This is a genomic window from Bradyrhizobium sp. UFLA06-06 (genome assembly GCF_054820065.1).
Genome location: NZ_JADFUD010000043.1, coordinates 21,620 through 35,398 on the forward strand (window position 1 = coordinate 21,620; position 13,779 = coordinate 35,398).

The window sequence follows — 13,779 nt, forward strand, 5'->3', positions numbered from 1 at the left end:
TCCCATCGCAATATAAAGAGTGGAAAGCACAAAGGCCATCGGCTGGCAACACGGAGAATAGGAGTGTTGTGATGGGGTTAATGTCAGGGGCGACATAGACGAGATTAGACCCGTCACCCCCGCGCAACGGCTTGCCGTTGTCGCTGGAGGTGCGAGCGGAGCGAGCCTCGAAGGGTCGACGGCCCGACCGCGGCCGATTCATCCTTCGAGGCTCGCAAGAGCTCGCACCTCAGGATGACGGATCAGCAGTGTCGGCATCCCGGTTCCGGTTTTGCTGATGGAGCGGCCTGATCTAGAAGCGGTAAGGAGAAGCGCGGTGGCGGAATTCGTGGCGGAGTTCGGCAAGGACGGCCAACCGGTCGAGGCGGACGGGCGGCTCGATGCGCCGGCGTTCCATCGCAACCATCAGCCGATCTGGACCGTCCTGAAGGACTACCTCGCCGGCCAATCCGGCGACGTGCTGGAAGCCGGCAGCGGCACCGGCCAGCATGTCGTCTATTTCGCCGCTCAGACGCCCGACATCACCTGGTGGCCGAGCGACCTCCATGCGGCGCACCTGCGCAGCATCGAGGCCTGGCGCGCGCATGCCGCCCTTGCCAACATCCGGCCGCCGCGGCCGATCGATCTGTCCGACCCGGCCTGGTCGCCGGCGCCGTCGGACGGCAAGGGTCCGGACCAACTGCTCGCGATCTTCTGCGCCAATGTGATCCACATCGCGCCATGGCGCGTGGCCGAGGGCCTGTTCGCCGGCGCCGCGCGGCACCTGCGCGCCGACGGCCGGCTGTACCTTTACGGCCCGTTCAAGCGCGGCGGCAAGCACACCGCGCTCAGCAATGCCGTGTTCGACACGTCGTTGCGCGAGCGCGACGCCGAGTGGGGCGTGCGCGATATCGCCGATCTCGGGACGCTTGCGGCGAGCGTCGGGCTGAAGCTCGCCGGCAGCTTCGAGATGCCGGCCAACAACATGATTTTGATTTTCGCCCGCAAATAGCCGCGCTCAATCGTAAGCCAGGCACCAGCCTGGCCCACGCAGCCAGCAACGTTCGTCGGGGATACCGGCGTCGCGGTAGAGCCGCGTCACCTTCTGCCAGCCGCCGCGGGCGAAGGCTTCGGCGAGCGTTTTTTCGGACGCCTCGTCTCGGCCGCCGTCGCAGGGAATGATCGCGACCGGCGATATCCAGTCCGCTTGGTACTCTGCGCCCTCGCGCCGGATCCGGAACACGGCGCCGGAGCGCGCCACCTGCTCCGGAGCGCCACCCTTGAATCCCTCATCCGACGTCAGCGGCAGGATCAGGCGGCCGCCGGCGGCGAGCCCGCCGAGCCATCGCGCGGCAGGCCGGGTGCAGCCGGCGTTGACATAGATCACGTCGGCGGACTCGAACGGCGCAATCGTGCCGTCGCCCTGGATGATCTCGACATTTGCGTAAGCGGCGAGATTGGCGCGAGCGTCCGCCGCAAGGTCCGGATCGTATTCGATGCCGGTCACCCGGCCGGACGGTCCGACCAGATGCGCGAGGATCGCCGTGTAGTACCCTGTGCCCGTACCGACATGCACCACGTGCTCGCCGGCGGCGGCCGCGGCCTGGTGCATGAGATAGGCATGCAGCGACGGCTGGCCGTTGTTGAGACGCCGCTCGGGGCGCAAGGCGACGAGATCGTTGGTGTAGAGATAGACCGGGTCGGCATCGGGCGTCGGCGCATAGTCGCGGCTCCACCATCGCAGCATCATCCATGGTCCCGGGCCGACGAAGTCCTCGCGGCGAATGGCGGCGAAGGCCGCGGCCAGGCGCGCATCGACGATGTTGGCGGCGGCCAGGATCTGCTTGGCATAGGCCGCGCGGACGATGCGGAGTTCGGCTTGCGGGTCCATTGCCGTGGTCTCCCACGATGTCGCGTGTTGTGTGATTTGACACACCGAGGTGTGTGAAATAGCATACTCAGACGACGGAGGCCAGAATGAAGAGACGGCTTTATCCGGCCGTGCTGGAGCGCGGGCCGCGCGGCGCGTTCGGGGCATGGTTCCCGGATTTTCCCGGCTGCGTCGCCGCGGGGCGATCGCAGGAAGACGCGATCGAGCGCGCCGAGCACACGCTGGCGCAGACCGTCGATGGCTGGGTCGAGCAGGGCAAGCCATTGCCGGAGCCGACGCCGATCGAGCGCATCGTGGCGCCGAAGGGCTCGGATGTCGCCGCCTTCTTCATGGTCGGCGTCGATCCGCCCGACCCGTCCGAGCGCGTCAACGTCTATTTGCCGAAGAGCCTGATCGCACGGATCGACAAGCATGCCGCCGGACTCGGCATGAGCCGTTCGAGCTTTTTCGGTTTCGCTGCGACGCTCGCGCTTGAATGGCACGTTCACAAGCCGCACCTCGTCGGGCCGCGCTCCAAGGTCCACAAGACCGGCGCGCTGCGCGCCGAGAAGCGGCCTGGCAAGAAGCCAGCGCGGTAAGTGACGCGCGATACAACACACGTGACGTCGTCCTGGCGAAAGCCAGGACCCATTATCCCAAATGCTGATGGTTGCGCGTAGCTGGGGCCGCGATCCCTCTCACAACAAGACTCGGTGGTTATGGGTCCTGGCTTTCGCCAGGACGACGCCGGAGTGTGAGTATTCGACCAGGCTAACCCTCGTGCGCCTCCTGCATGGCCTCGGTCCGTTTGCGCCGGTTGATCGGCCTCGACCCGCTCTCCATAGTGCCGGCGATTGGGGGCTCCCGCCGGGGCTTCGAGGCGGGACTACCGATGATCGACGTGACAGCATCCGATGAGGCGAGCGACGACGCGCGGGCGCGCAGCAATGTGCGGCGGCTTGCGGCGGCGCAGGCGCTGACCGGCGCCAATTCGGCCGTGATCTTCGCCACCGGCTCGATCGTCGGTGCAACGCTGGCGCCCGACGTCTCGCTCGCGACAGTGCCGCTCTCGATGTATGTGCTCGGGCTTGCCGCCGGCACGCTGCCGACCGGCGCGATCTCGCGCGCCTATGGCAGGCGCGTCGCCTTCATCATCGGCACCTTCTGCGGCACGCTCACCGGCGCGCTCGGCGCCTGGGCGATTCTGCACTCATCGTTCTGGCTGTTCTGCGGCGCGACCTTCCTCGGCGGGCTCTACGGCGCCGTCGCGCAGTCCTACCGCTTTGCCGCCGCCGATGGCGCAAGTGTCGCGTTCCGGCCCAAGGCGGTGTCCTGGGTGATGGCCGGCGGCGTATTCGCCGGCGTGCTCGGGCCGCAGCTCGTGCAGTGGACCATGGACATCTGGCCGCCCTATCTGTTCGCGTTCTCCTTCGTGATGCAGGCACTGGTCGCACTGGTGGCGATGGCGGTGCTCTCGGGCGTCGACGCGCCGAAGCCTGCGGCTGCGGACCTGCATGGCGGCCGCCCGCTGCTCGAGATCGCAAAACAGCCCCGCTTCATTGCCGCGGCGCTGTGCGGCGTGATCGCCTATCCGATGATGAATCTGGTGATGACCTCGGCGCCGCTCGCCATGAAGATGTGCGGGCTGTCGGTCAGCGATTCCAATTTCGGCATTCAGTGGCACATCGTTGCGATGTACGGCCCGAGCTTCTTCACGGGCTCGCTGATCGCGCGGTTCGGCGCGCCCGTTATCGTCGCGCTCGGGCTGGCGCTGGAGGCGGTGGCCGCGATGATCGGACTGTCAGGCGTCACCGCGCCGCACTTCTGGGCGACGCTGTTCGTGCTCGGGATCGGCTGGAATTTCGCTTTTGTTGGCGCTTCCGCGCTGGTGCTGGAAACGCACCGGCCGCAGGAACGCAACAAGGTGCAGGCGTTCAACGATTTCCTCGTGTTCGGCATGATGGCGATCGGCTCGTTCTCGTCGGGCCAACTGCTCGCGCATTACGGCTGGAATGCCGTCAACTGGGTGGTGTTCCCGCCTGTGCTGCTCGGCCTTGCCGTGCTGTGGCTGGCTTCATTCGCCAAGCGACGTATGAAATTGCGCGCGGTGGAAGAAATCCCGGATCCGAGCATCTAGTTCCTGCTGCCAATTGCTGACACTTCGATCCGTTTCGAAGTGACCGGCTTGCACGGCTCCTTACATCGTGAGAACGGATAAAACCGGTCATGACGATGTCGGAAGCAAGAGCAAGAAATGGACGCATCCTCACCCACGCTATCAGACGAATCCTCGCTTGGTTATGAGGGCTGGCGCATCGTCGTCGTCTGCTTCCTGCTTGCGACCTTCGGCTGGGGACTGGGCTTCTACGGCCAGAGCGTCTATGTTGCCGAGCTGCAGCGGCTGCACGGCTGGCCGGCGTCGCTGATCTCTTCGGGCACGACCTTCTTCTACCTTTTCGGCGCGGCGCTGGTTGCCTTCGTCAGCGAGGCGATCAAGGCGTTCGGCGCGCGCAGCTGCCTGATCGCCGGCACTTTCGCGATGGCGATCGCGGCGATTGCGATCGGCGAGGTGCGCGAGCCCTGGCAGCTTTATCTTGCCGATGCGCTGCTGGCGTTCGGCTGGGCCGGCACCAGCCTCGGCATCATCACCAACACGCTCGGCCTGTGGTTCGACAAGAAGCGCGGCATGGCGATCAGCCTGGCGCTGAACGGCGCGAGCTTCGGCGGCATCGTCGGCGTGCCGCTGCTGGTGGCGGGAATCGGCGCTTTCGGCTTCTCGGGCGCGATGATCGCGGCCGCGGTGCTGCTGATCGTGGTGATGGTGCCTGTCATCCTGATCTTTGTCGGGCGGCCGCCGGCGCATCTGCACGCGGTCACGGCCGCGGCGGCCGACGCGCCATCGGCGACCCAGGTGCGCGCGCGGGCGCTGCGCGACATCCGCTTCCTCTCGGTGTCGATCGCTTTCGCGCTGGTGCTGTTCGCCCAGGTCGGCTTCATCGTGCATCTGATCGCCTATCTCGATCAGGTGATCGGCCGCGAGCGCGCGACGGTGGCGATGGCGCTCTTGACCGCGATGGCCGTGGTCGGGCGCGTCTCGTTCTCCTTCGTGATCGATCGGCTCAACCAGCGGCTGGCGTCGGCGCTGTCCTTTGTCAGCCAGGCGGTCGCGCTCGCCGTCATCATCAATGTGTACAATGACGTGGCGCAGATCGCCGCCTGCGCGCTGTTCGGCTTCTCGGTCGGCAATCTGATCACGCTGCCGGCGCTGATCGTGCAGCGCGAGTTCGATCCGCGTGCATTCGGCGTGCTGGTCAGTCTGATCACCGCGATCAACCAGATCACCTACGCCTTCGGCCCCGGCGTGGTCGGGCTGCTGCGTGATCTCTCGGGCAGCTACGCACTGCCGTTCTACGGCTGCATTGGCCTGGAGTTGATCGCGGCGGCGACGATCATGGCGAAAGGGAAGTAGCTTTCCACCTCCCCTTGAAAAGGGGAGGTCGCTTTGCTCGCAGAGCAAAGCGGGTGGGGATCTGCTCTCTCCACTTGCAGCAGAGCCTGTGGCTGACCCCCATCCCGACCTTCCCCCTTTCAGGGGGAAGGGGATAAAGACCTGTAGTCGCCTGTAGCCCGGATGAGCGCAGCGATATCCGGGACCGGTCTATCAGCTTGCGCCAGACCCCGGATGTCGCTTCGCTCATCCGGGCTACGATTTCCTCTGCGACCGCCGCGCTTCGCTCATCCGGGCTACGTTCTACGACTTGCGGCGTGACTTCCGCACCTTCTTCGGCTCACCGATCTTGCCCGCCGCCGCGACCCGCAGCAGCCGGCGAAAAGTCGGGCATTCTATGTGGCTCGGAGCCGGGCAGACGGCGGCGTGGCGCAGGCCGTCGCGCATCGCGTTGAGCCTGCGGATGGTGCGGTCGAGCTCGTCGGCCTTGGCAGAGAGCATTTTCCGGTCGATGCGCGGCCTTCCATCGGGTGCGAACATCCTTGCGATCTCGTCGAGCGAGAAGCCGGAGGCGCGCCCGAGCGCGATCAGCGCCAGCCGGTCGAGCACCGCCGGATCGAACAGGCGGCGCAGCCCGCGCCGTCCATGCGAGGCGATCAGACCTTTCTCCTCGTAGAAGCGCAAGGTCGAGGCGCGCACGCCCGACAGCTCCGCCACCTCCGCGATATCGATGTCCCGCATGGCCCTTGACCTCAAGTTCACTTGAATTGGCAGTATCCAGCCTATCGCTTGCCCGAGGCAGGCATCAACAAGGACGAGAATCATGGGTGTCGCACCGCAAGCTGGCGACGAGCAGGTCAAACTCTGGAACGGCGCCGCCGGCCGCGCCTGGGTCGAGACAGGCGACGTGCTCGAAGGGATGTTCAGGCCGCTTGAAGAGCTGCTCGTCCGGTCAGTGTCCGATGCCGCGGCCAGCCGCGTGCTCGATATCGGTTGCGGCACCGGCGCCACGACCTTCGCTGTGGCCCGCGTGCTCGGCCGGCAAGGGCATTGCACCGGCATCGATATCTCCGAGCCGATGATCGCGGCGGCGCGCGCCCGCGCGGAGCGGGAAGGGCGGCCGGTCAGCTTCATCTGCGCCGACGCGCAGACTTGTCTGTTCGCGCCCGCGAGTTTCGACATGATCGTCTCGCGCCTCGGCGTGATGTTCTTTGCCGATCCGGTGCAGGCTTTCGCCAATCTGCGCCGCGCGGCCCGGCCGGGTGCTGCGCTCCGCTTCATCGCGTGGCGCGGCGCCGCCGAGAACCCGTTCATGACGACGGCGGAACAGGCGGCGAAGCCGTTGCTGCCGGATCTTCCGGCGCGGCGTCCCGATGCGCCGGGGCAGTTCGGCTTCGCCGACCGGAAGCGGGTCGAAACTATCCTAGAGGATAGCGGCTGGGAGGCGATCGCGATCGATCCGGTCGATGTCGCGCTCAGCTTTCCGGCATCGGAGCTGACCCGCTATGTGAGTTGGCTCGGCCCGGTCGGTGTGATGCTGCAGACGATGGAAGAGCCGCTTCGCACGCATGTGATCGAGACCGTGCGCGGGGCCTTCGGTCGTTACATCCATGGGACCGAGATTCGCTTTACCGCGGCCTGCTGGATGGTCGCGGCACGAGCGCCGGCGGAGGCCGTGCATGGTTGAAGCCGAGGAATTTGTGGCGAGCGCGGTGCTGATCGGGACCGGCGCGACCGTCGTGATGGACATCTGGGGGATGGTTCGAAAGCGCCTGCTTGGCACCCCGTCGCTGGACTATGCCCTGGTCGGCCGCTGGCTCGGCCATCTCGTATGCGGGCGCCTGCGCCACGACCGCATCGCCGCGTCACCGCAGGTCGCGGGCGAACGGGTGATCGGATGGGGCGCGCATTATCTGATCGGGATCGGCTTTGCCGGCGTGCTGCTTGCGATGTTCGGCCTCGATTGGGTGCGGCAGCCCACCATCGCTCCGGCCCTGATGGTCGGGATCGGCAGCGTGGCCGCGCCGTTCCTGGTGATGCAGCCCGCGATGGGCGCCGGCATCGCCGCGAGCCGCACGCCCCGTCCATGGGCGGCGCGGCTGCAGAGCCTCGTGACGCATGCGGTGTTCGGCTTTGGGCTCTACGCGGCCGGCCGGCTCGCGCACCCGTTCCTGAACCCGTAGCCCGGATGAAGCGAAGCGCAATCCGGGGACAGCATCACCTTATGGCGCGAACCCCGGATTTCGCTGCGCTTCATCCGGGCTACAAGCTCCTTCCGGGATACGGAATTATGCCGCCCGCTGCTTCAGCAAATCCTCAACGTCCAGCCGTCGCGTGAACATCGCGAGCTTGCCGTCCGCGCTGCGCGGCCATTCGGCCTCGGGGCGATCCCAATAGAGCTCGACGCCGTTCTCGTCGGGATCGCGTAAGTAAAGCGCCTGGCTGACGCCGTGGTCGCTGGCGCCGTCGAGCTCGATGCCGGCCGACAGCACCCGGTGCAGCGCATCGGCGAGCGCCGGGCGGGTGGGATAGAGGATGGCGGTGTGGAACAGGCCGGTGGTGCCCGGCGGCGGCGGATGGCCGCCCTTGCTCTCCCAGGTGTTGAGGCCGATGTGGTGGTGATAGCCGCCCGCCGAGATGAAGGCCGCGTCCGCGCCCAGCCGCTGCTGCAACTCGAAGCCGAGCACGCCGCAATAGAAGCCAAGTGCGCGCTCGAGATCGGCCACCTTGAGATGGACATGCCCGATCCGCGTGCCGGCGATGATGGGGGGATTCTCTGGCATGAGCGGACTCCGTTGACGTCAATGCCCCTGCCATCAGGGGCGAGGTTCGCCGCCTGATATAGTCCGGATTTGCCGACGCCGGAGCGATCGATCCGGAAACGCAAGGTTTCCGAAAGGCGCCACGGTCGCCGGGCCTAGCAGAGCTCCGACAGCTCGCCGCCGGGCAGCTGGAACTCGAACGTGTTCAGCGTCATCGACACCATGGTGTAGTAGCCGCAGAGGCCGATCACCTCGACCAGGCCGCGTTGGCTCAGCACCTCGACCGCCTCGTCATACAGTGCCTTCGGCAGGCCGTGACCTTCGTGCAGCGCCTTGGCGACGTCGTAGATCACCCTGGCCTTGGGCTCGTCGAAGCTCGGCGTCCGGCGCACGCGAATGTCCTCGATGATCTTCGGATCGAGGCCGCCCTTCAGCGCAAGGCGCTTGTGGGCATACCACTCGTAATGTGCGGTCCAGTGCCGCGCGGTGACGAGGATCGCGATCTCCGACAGTTTTGGCGGAAAGATCGTGTCGAAGCGCAGCACCTCGCCGAGCCGCGTGGCATGCCGTGCCATCTCCGGGCTGTTCAGCCAGGCCATCATCGGCGCCGGTGGCGCGCCGCGCTTGCCGGCAATCGACTCGTCGTAGGTTTCTTTCTGGGCGGCGTTCATTTCGCTAGGCGAAAGCAGCTTCAGCCGCATGTCCGTTTCCTCTTGTTTTTCAAGCGTTACCCCATCTCGGCGATACACCCGATCGCGCGCAGTGAGTAGCGACGCCAGAGCATGGCGCGGCCGCGAGGCATATTGAATTCGGCGGCTGCGTAGGTCTAAGGTCGAATCCAATTCGACGATTTTTGACTGGAAACGCACCATGGCTGACCTCGAAAAATTCCGCGCAGAGACCCGCGCCTGGCTGGAGCAGAACTGCCCGGCGGAGATGCGCAAGCCGATGACCTCGGATGGCGACACCTTCTGGGGTGGCCGCAACACGAAATTCTCGTCCGAAGCGCAGCGCGTCTGGTTCGAGCGGATGCGCGACAAGGGCTGGACCGTGCCGCATTGGCCGAAGGAATATGGCGGCGGAGGCCTCGACGGCGAGGAGGCCAAGATCGTGCGCCAGGAGATGGCTGCGATCGGCGCGCGTCAGCCGCTGACCTCGTTCGGCATCTCGATGCTCGGACCGGCGCTGCTGAAATACGGCACCGAGGAGCAGAAGAAGGAGCACCTGCCGAAGATCACCGCGGGCCTGATCCGCTGGTGCCAGGGCTATTCCGAGCCGAACGCCGGCTCCGACCTCGCCTCGCTGCAGACCCGCGCGGTCGGCGACGGCGACGACTACATCATCAACGGCCAGAAGATCTGGACGTCCTATGCCAACTACGCCGACTGGATCTTCTGCCTGGTGCGCACCGATCCGGCGGCCAAGAAGCATGACGGCATCAGCTTCATCCTGTTCGACATGGCCTCGAAAGGCGTGTCGACCAAACCGATCCTCCTGATCTCGGGCTATTCGCCGTTCTGCGAAACCTTCTTCGACAATGTCCGCGTGCCGAAGTCGCATGTCGTGGGCACCGTCAATCGCGGCTGGGATGTCGCGAAATATCTGCTGCAGCACGAGCGCGCGATGATCTCCGGCATGGGCGAGCGCGGCGTCGGCCGTCCGCTCGGCCAGATCGCCGCCGACTCGGTCGGTGCGGACGCGCAAGGCAAGCTCGACGACGCGCAGCTGCGCAGCCAGATCGCGAGCTTCGAGGTCGACGAGGCCGCGCTCGCCGCCGCCGCCGAGCGCGCGGTCGATCTCGCCAAGGCCGGACAATCGCATCCGGCGTTCTCCTCGGCGATGAAATATTACGGCACCGAGCTCAACAAGCGCCGCTACGAGATCCTGATGTCGGCCGGCGGCATCGACGCGCTGGAATGGGAGAGCGACCGCTCCAGGGGCGGCGCCCGCCCGCGTGCCTGGCTGCGCACCAAGGCCAATTCGATCGAGGGCGGCACCTCGGAGGTGATGCTCGGCATCGTCGCCAAGCGCATCCTCGACCTGCCGGGCGCGTGATCGCTGCACCGTCGTTCCGGGGCGTCGCGAAGCGGCGAACCCGGAACCTCGAGATTCCGGGTTCGATGCTGCGCATCGCCCCGGAATGACGAACTCAGACCGTTGCTTAGTACGTTAGATCGGATTCCCCCATGGCCCTCGTCCTCACCGAAGAACAATCCATGCTGCGCGACAGTGCGCGCGGTCTCATCAGCGACAAGGCGCCGGTGGCGCATCTGCGGTCCTTGCGCGATGCCAAGGATGCCACCGGCTTCTCGCGCGATCTCTGGAAGACATTTGCGGAGATGGGCTTCTCCGGCCTCCTGGTGCCGGACCAGTTCGGCGGCAGCGGGCTCGGCTGCGTCGAGGCCGGCATCGTCATGGAGGAGATCGGCCGCACCTTGATGCCATCGCCGTTCCTCGCGACCTCGGTGCTCGCCGCCTCGGCGCTGTCGCGCGGCGGCAGCGAGGCGCAGAAGGCGCAGCATCTGCCCGGGATTGCCGACGGCTCGCTGCTGGCGGCGCTGGCGATCGATGAGGGCGCCAAGCATCGCCCGCTGCAGACGAAGTTGCGGGCCACGCGCTCCGGCAACGGCTTCAAGCTGTCGGGCGACAAGGCCTTCGTGGTCGACGGCCACACCGCCGATCTCTTGATCGTGGCGGCGCGCACGGCCGGCAGCGCCGGCGACAAGAACGGGCTGACGCTGTTCCTGGTCGATCCGAAGGCCAAGGGGCTCGCGGTCGAGCGCACCGCGATGGTCGATTCGCACAACGCGGCGCGCATCGTGTTCGACAATGTCGAGGTCAACGCCGACAGCGTGCTCGGCGAAGTCGATCAGGGCTTTGGGTTGCTCGAGGGGGTGCTTAATATTGGCCGCGGCGCGGTGGCGTCCGAAATGGTCGGCCTCTCCGACGAGGTGTTCGGCCGCACCGTGGCCTACCTCAAGGAGCGCAAGCAGTTCGGCAAGGCGATCGGCGAATTCCAGGCGCTGCAGCACCGTGCCGCCCAGCTCTATATCGATATCGAGATCACCCGCGCCGCCGTTCTGAAAGCGCTGCAGGCGCTCGATACGGATGCCGACAAGGCCGCAACCGCGGTCGCGGTGGCAAAAGCCCGCGCCGGCACCACGGCGACGCTGGCCGTGCAGGAGGGCGTGCAGATGCATGGCGGCATGGGCATGACCGACCAGTTCGACATCGGCTTCTTCATGAAGCGCGCCCGGGTCTGCCAGGAGCTGTTCGGCGACAGCAATTTCCACACCGACCAGCTGGCGAGCGGCAAGGGATATTGATCGGCCGCGTCGTCGTCGTCGCATAACGCGGCGTCGTCACCACGCAACACGCTGTCATCGCTCGGCTCGACCGAGCGATCCAGTATTCCAGAGACAGTCGTGCTTGAGCGGAGAGGCCGCGGCGTACTGGATCACCCGGTCGAGCCGGGTGATGACACCGAAGCCGTACAGCATGCTCACTGTCGTCCCTGCGAAAGCAGGGACCCATAGCCACGAATGGGTGACTGTCGCGCGCCGCTGGAACGACGAGTCCCACCTACAATATCCGCCGCGGCGTATGGGTCCCTGCTTTCGCAGGGACGACGGCGTTGTATGTGGTGGCGGCCGTGGCCCGGCTGCGCGCCGTTACCGGATCGGCGGCGCGTACTGGACGCCGCCGGCGTTCCAGAGCTGGTTCATGCCGCGCGGGATCTTCAGCTTGGAGTCGGCGCCGACGTTGCGGTCGTAGACCTCGCCGTAATTGCCGACATGGCGGATGATGCGCACCGCCCAGTCCTTGGTCAGGCCGAGATCCTCGCCATAGGAGCCCTCGGTGCCGACCAGCCGCATCACCTCCGGCTTCTTCGACTTCAGCGCCTCGTCGATATTCTTCGAGGTGATGCCGAGCTCTTCGGCGTTGATCATGGCGTACAGCGTCCACTTCACGATCATCATCCAGTCGTCGTCGCGCAAGCGCACCACCGGCGCCAGCGGCTCCTTGGAGATGATGTCGGCGAGGATCGTGTGGTCGCTCGGCTTGGCGAGGTTGAGCCGCAGCGCATAGAGCTGCGAGGCGTCCGATGTCAGCGTATCGCACTGGCCGGAGTTATAGGCCTTCACGACGTCGTCCAGCTTGTCGAACTTCATCTCCGTGTACTTCATGTTGTTGGCACGGAAATAGTCGGCGAGATTGAGCTGCGTCGTGGTGTTGGCCTGCACGCAGACCTTGCTGCCGTTCAGGTCGAGCGCAGAATCGATGTTGCGCGAGCGCGGCAGCATGAAGCCCTGGCCGTCATAATAGGCGACTGCGGGGAAGTAGAGGTCGTAATTGGTCTCGCGCGACATGCTCCAGGTGGAGTTGCGCGAGAGGATGTCGACCTTGCGGTTCTGCAGCTCCTTGAAGCGCTCGCTGGCGTCGAGCGGCACGAACTTCGCCTTCGACGGATCGTCGAAGATCGCCGACGCGACCGCGCGGCAGAAGTCGACGTCGAAGCCGGTCCAGTTACCCTTGTCGTCCGGGATCGAGAAGCCCGGCAGGCCCTTGTTGACGCCGCACAGCACGTCGCCGCGGCGGACGGTGCGCTTCAGCGTGCGGGTGTCGTAGCGCTCATAGGTAATGGCGGCGGCCGCAACCAGCGCGGCGATCGCGAGCCCGATCGTCAGGCCGCCTCGAAATGTACGCATGGGTTCTCTCTCGCGAATGATCGGGGGGAAAGCGGGACGGATATCGAAGCAGGCTGAAGGCTACAGTTCGGGCTTCTGCCGGATGATCACCTTGGTGCCGACCGGAACGCGGTTGTAGAGATCGGCGACGTCGTTGTTGACCAGGCGGAAGCAGCCGGAGGACACGGCGGTGCCGATGGTGTCGGGCCGGTTGGTGCCGTGGATGCGGTAGACCGTGGTGCCGAGATACATCGCGCGTGCGCCGAGCGGATTGCCCGGGCCGCCCGCCATGAAGCGCGGCAGATAGGGCTGGCGCGCGATCATTTCCGGCGGCGGCACCCAGTCCGGCCACTCGGCCTTGCGGGTGATGCTCACGAGGCCCTGCCATTGAAAGCCTTCGCGGCCGACGCCGATGCCGTAGCGGAGCGCGCGGCCATTGCCCTGCACCAGGTAAAGGTGGCGCTCGGCCGTCGCGACGATGATGGTGCCCGGCGCCTCATTGGTCCGGTAATACACGACCTGCTTCTGCCATTCCGGGTCGAGCTCGTAGCTGTCGTCGGCGACAAGACCGGGCTCGTCGGCGTCCGGGCGGCTCTGAGCGAAGCCCTGCGACGTCGACAGCACGAGCGCGCCCGTCGCGATCAACATCCAGACCAGGTGACGAAGTTTCGTCATGCAAAGCTCTCCTTGTTGGCGCGCGGCCAAATGGCTGCTCCACCCGCAAATCAGGCAGCATCAAATCTCAGCGGCAGCTTGATGGCAAGCTTGGGGCGGCATCACAGGTATATCCCTGTAATGCTTCTGTTTTTTGTCATTGATTGGCGCGGCACGTCAGACGGGCCGCCTCATTTCGGCGCGATCCAGAGTCGCAAGGCGAACGAGATCAGCGCCACGGTGCCGACGCCGCCGAGCCAGAGCGCCGCGAACCACAGCAGGCGCTGGCCGAGCGGCCGCTGATTCGGCACTAGAGCCATTTCCGTTCCGATGGAATCGGAACGGGGCTCTAGATTCTCGTCCTGACGCGTTTTCTTG

At 66.0% G+C, this 13,779-nt stretch carries 15 protein-coding genes; 8 read left to right on the forward strand and 7 right to left on the reverse strand.

The genetic code is table 11. The annotated features are described in order from the left end of the window. Window positions 1-316: 316 nt before the first annotated feature. Window positions 317-991: a DUF938 domain-containing protein gene (locus tag IF803_RS29260; protein ID WP_461194466.1), complete on the forward strand. Its 675-nt coding sequence runs from the start codon at window positions 317-319 to the stop codon at window positions 989-991. 6 nt (window positions 992-997) lie between these two features. On the opposite strand, the gene IF803_RS29265 is transcribed toward IF803_RS29260, so the two are convergent. Continuing rightward, window positions 998-1,870 carry a protein-L-isoaspartate O-methyltransferase family protein gene (locus IF803_RS29265; protein WP_461194468.1) on the reverse strand — a complete coding sequence of 291 codons (873 nt, stop codon included), beginning with the start codon at window positions 1,868-1,870 and terminating at the stop codon, window positions 998-1,000. Window positions 1,871-1,956: 86 nt separating this feature from the next. Between IF803_RS29265 and IF803_RS29270 the strand changes: the two genes are divergently transcribed. From IF803_RS29270 to IF803_RS29280, 3 genes are all read left to right on the forward strand, one after another. Continuing rightward, on the forward strand, window positions 1,957-2,448 hold the full coding sequence (locus IF803_RS29270) for a type II toxin-antitoxin system HicB family antitoxin (RefSeq protein ID WP_461194469.1): 492 nt from the start codon (window positions 1,957-1,959) through the stop codon (window positions 2,446-2,448). Window positions 2,449-2,741: 293 nt separating this feature from the next. Beyond that, the gene (locus tag IF803_RS29275; RefSeq protein ID WP_461194470.1) at window positions 2,742-3,986 is read left to right on the forward strand and encodes an MFS transporter; all 1,245 of its coding nucleotides are present in this window, start codon (window positions 2,742-2,744) and stop codon (window positions 3,984-3,986) included. A 117-nt stretch (window positions 3,987-4,103) separates the two neighbouring features. Further along, window positions 4,104-5,318 carry an MFS transporter gene (locus IF803_RS29280; protein WP_461194471.1) on the forward strand — a complete coding sequence of 405 codons (1,215 nt, stop codon included), beginning with the start codon at window positions 4,104-4,106 and terminating at the stop codon, window positions 5,316-5,318. Window positions 5,319-5,600: 282 nt separating this feature from the next. On the opposite strand, the gene IF803_RS29285 is transcribed toward IF803_RS29280, so the two are convergent. Beyond that, window positions 5,601-6,038, reverse strand: coding sequence for a helix-turn-helix domain-containing protein (locus IF803_RS29285; RefSeq protein WP_461194472.1), 438 nt, complete (start codon window positions 6,036-6,038; stop codon window positions 5,601-5,603). Window positions 6,039-6,120: 82 nt separating this feature from the next. On the opposite strand from IF803_RS29285, the gene IF803_RS29290 reads away from it, so the two are divergent. Together IF803_RS29290 and IF803_RS29295 are read left to right on the forward strand one after the other, a co-directional pair. After that, the gene (locus IF803_RS29290) at window positions 6,121-6,984 is read left to right on the forward strand and encodes a class I SAM-dependent methyltransferase (RefSeq protein WP_461194473.1); all 864 of its coding nucleotides are present in this window, start codon (window positions 6,121-6,123) and stop codon (window positions 6,982-6,984) included. Continuing rightward, entirely contained in the window at window positions 6,977-7,480 is a 504-nt protein-coding gene (locus IF803_RS29295) for a DUF2938 domain-containing protein (protein WP_461194474.1), read from the forward strand. Before IF803_RS29290 ends, IF803_RS29295 begins: the two co-directional genes overlap by 8 nt. Before the next feature lie 105 nt (window positions 7,481-7,585). On the opposite strand, the gene IF803_RS29300 is transcribed toward IF803_RS29295, so the two are convergent. Both IF803_RS29300 and IF803_RS29305 read right to left on the reverse strand, forming a co-directional pair. Continuing rightward, complete coding sequence (locus IF803_RS29300) at window positions 7,586-8,080, reverse strand: VOC family protein (protein WP_461194476.1); 495 nt, start codon at window positions 8,078-8,080, stop codon at window positions 7,586-7,588. 134 nt (window positions 8,081-8,214) lie between these two features. Further along, window positions 8,215-8,760 carry a carboxymuconolactone decarboxylase family protein gene (locus IF803_RS29305; protein WP_461194477.1) on the reverse strand — a complete coding sequence of 182 codons (546 nt, stop codon included), beginning with the start codon at window positions 8,758-8,760 and terminating at the stop codon, window positions 8,215-8,217. 169 nt (window positions 8,761-8,929) lie between these two features. Here IF803_RS29305 and IF803_RS29310 point away from each other — a divergent pair, with 169 nt between their 5' ends. Together IF803_RS29310 and IF803_RS29315 are read left to right on the forward strand one after the other, a co-directional pair. After that, window positions 8,930-10,114 carry an acyl-CoA dehydrogenase family protein gene (locus IF803_RS29310; protein WP_461194478.1) on the forward strand — a complete coding sequence of 395 codons (1,185 nt, stop codon included), beginning with the start codon at window positions 8,930-8,932 and terminating at the stop codon, window positions 10,112-10,114. 131 nt (window positions 10,115-10,245) lie between these two features. Further along, the gene (locus tag IF803_RS29315; protein WP_461194479.1) at window positions 10,246-11,385 is read left to right on the forward strand and encodes an acyl-CoA dehydrogenase family protein; all 1,140 of its coding nucleotides are present in this window, start codon (window positions 10,246-10,248) and stop codon (window positions 11,383-11,385) included. Window positions 11,386-11,730: 345 nt separating this feature from the next. Here the strand turns inward: IF803_RS29315 and IF803_RS29320 are convergent, their stop codons facing one another. The 3 genes from IF803_RS29320 to IF803_RS29330 all read right to left on the reverse strand — a co-directional run bounded on the left by IF803_RS29320 (window position 11,731) and on the right by IF803_RS29330 (window position 13,721). Further along, entirely contained in the window at window positions 11,731-12,768 is a 1,038-nt protein-coding gene (locus tag IF803_RS29320; protein ID WP_038385646.1) for an amino acid ABC transporter substrate-binding protein, read from the reverse strand. A 60-nt stretch (window positions 12,769-12,828) separates the two neighbouring features. After that, window positions 12,829-13,422, reverse strand: coding sequence for a L,D-transpeptidase (locus IF803_RS29325; protein ID WP_038385645.1), 594 nt, complete (start codon window positions 13,420-13,422; stop codon window positions 12,829-12,831). A 170-nt stretch (window positions 13,423-13,592) separates the two neighbouring features. Continuing rightward, window positions 13,593-13,721 (reverse strand): DUF2474 domain-containing protein, encoded by a 129-nt coding sequence (locus IF803_RS29330; protein WP_092078858.1) that lies wholly within the window; start codon window positions 13,719-13,721, stop codon window positions 13,593-13,595. Window positions 13,722-13,779: the final 58 nt, after the last annotated feature.

What these genes read in the sequence shown, in the direction of transcription:
- IF803_RS29265 (WP_461194468.1), bottom strand. Translation starts at nt 1,870, where the DNA reads ATGGACCCGCAAGCCGAACTCCGCATCGTCCGCGCGGCCTATGCCAAG.
- IF803_RS29270 (WP_461194469.1), top strand. Translation starts at nt 1,957, where the DNA reads ATGAAGAGACGGCTTTATCCGGCCGTGCTGGAGCGCGGGCCGCGCGGC.
- IF803_RS29275 (WP_461194470.1), top strand. Translation starts at nt 2,742, where the DNA reads ATGATCGACGTGACAGCATCCGATGAGGCGAGCGACGACGCGCGGGCG.
- IF803_RS29280 (WP_461194471.1), top strand. Translation starts at nt 4,104, where the DNA reads ATGGACGCATCCTCACCCACGCTATCAGACGAATCCTCGCTTGGTTAT.
- IF803_RS29285 (WP_461194472.1), bottom strand. Translation starts at nt 6,038, where the DNA reads ATGCGGGACATCGATATCGCGGAGGTGGCGGAGCTGTCGGGCGTGCGC.
- IF803_RS29290 (WP_461194473.1), top strand. Translation starts at nt 6,121, where the DNA reads ATGGGTGTCGCACCGCAAGCTGGCGACGAGCAGGTCAAACTCTGGAAC.
- IF803_RS29295 (WP_461194474.1), top strand. Translation starts at nt 6,977, where the DNA reads ATGGTTGAAGCCGAGGAATTTGTGGCGAGCGCGGTGCTGATCGGGACC.
- IF803_RS29300 (WP_461194476.1), bottom strand. Translation starts at nt 8,080, where the DNA reads ATGCCAGAGAATCCCCCCATCATCGCCGGCACGCGGATCGGGCATGTC.
- IF803_RS29305 (WP_461194477.1), bottom strand. Translation starts at nt 8,760, where the DNA reads ATGCGGCTGAAGCTGCTTTCGCCTAGCGAAATGAACGCCGCCCAGAAA.
- IF803_RS29310 (WP_461194478.1), top strand. Translation starts at nt 8,930, where the DNA reads ATGGCTGACCTCGAAAAATTCCGCGCAGAGACCCGCGCCTGGCTGGAG.
- IF803_RS29315 (WP_461194479.1), top strand. Translation starts at nt 10,246, where the DNA reads ATGGCCCTCGTCCTCACCGAAGAACAATCCATGCTGCGCGACAGTGCG.
- IF803_RS29320 (WP_038385646.1), bottom strand. Translation starts at nt 12,768, where the DNA reads ATGCGTACATTTCGAGGCGGCCTGACGATCGGGCTCGCGATCGCCGCG.
- IF803_RS29325 (WP_038385645.1), bottom strand. Translation starts at nt 13,422, where the DNA reads ATGACGAAACTTCGTCACCTGGTCTGGATGTTGATCGCGACGGGCGCG.
- IF803_RS29330 (WP_092078858.1), bottom strand. Translation starts at nt 13,721, where the DNA reads ATGGCTCTAGTGCCGAATCAGCGGCCGCTCGGCCAGCGCCTGCTGTGG.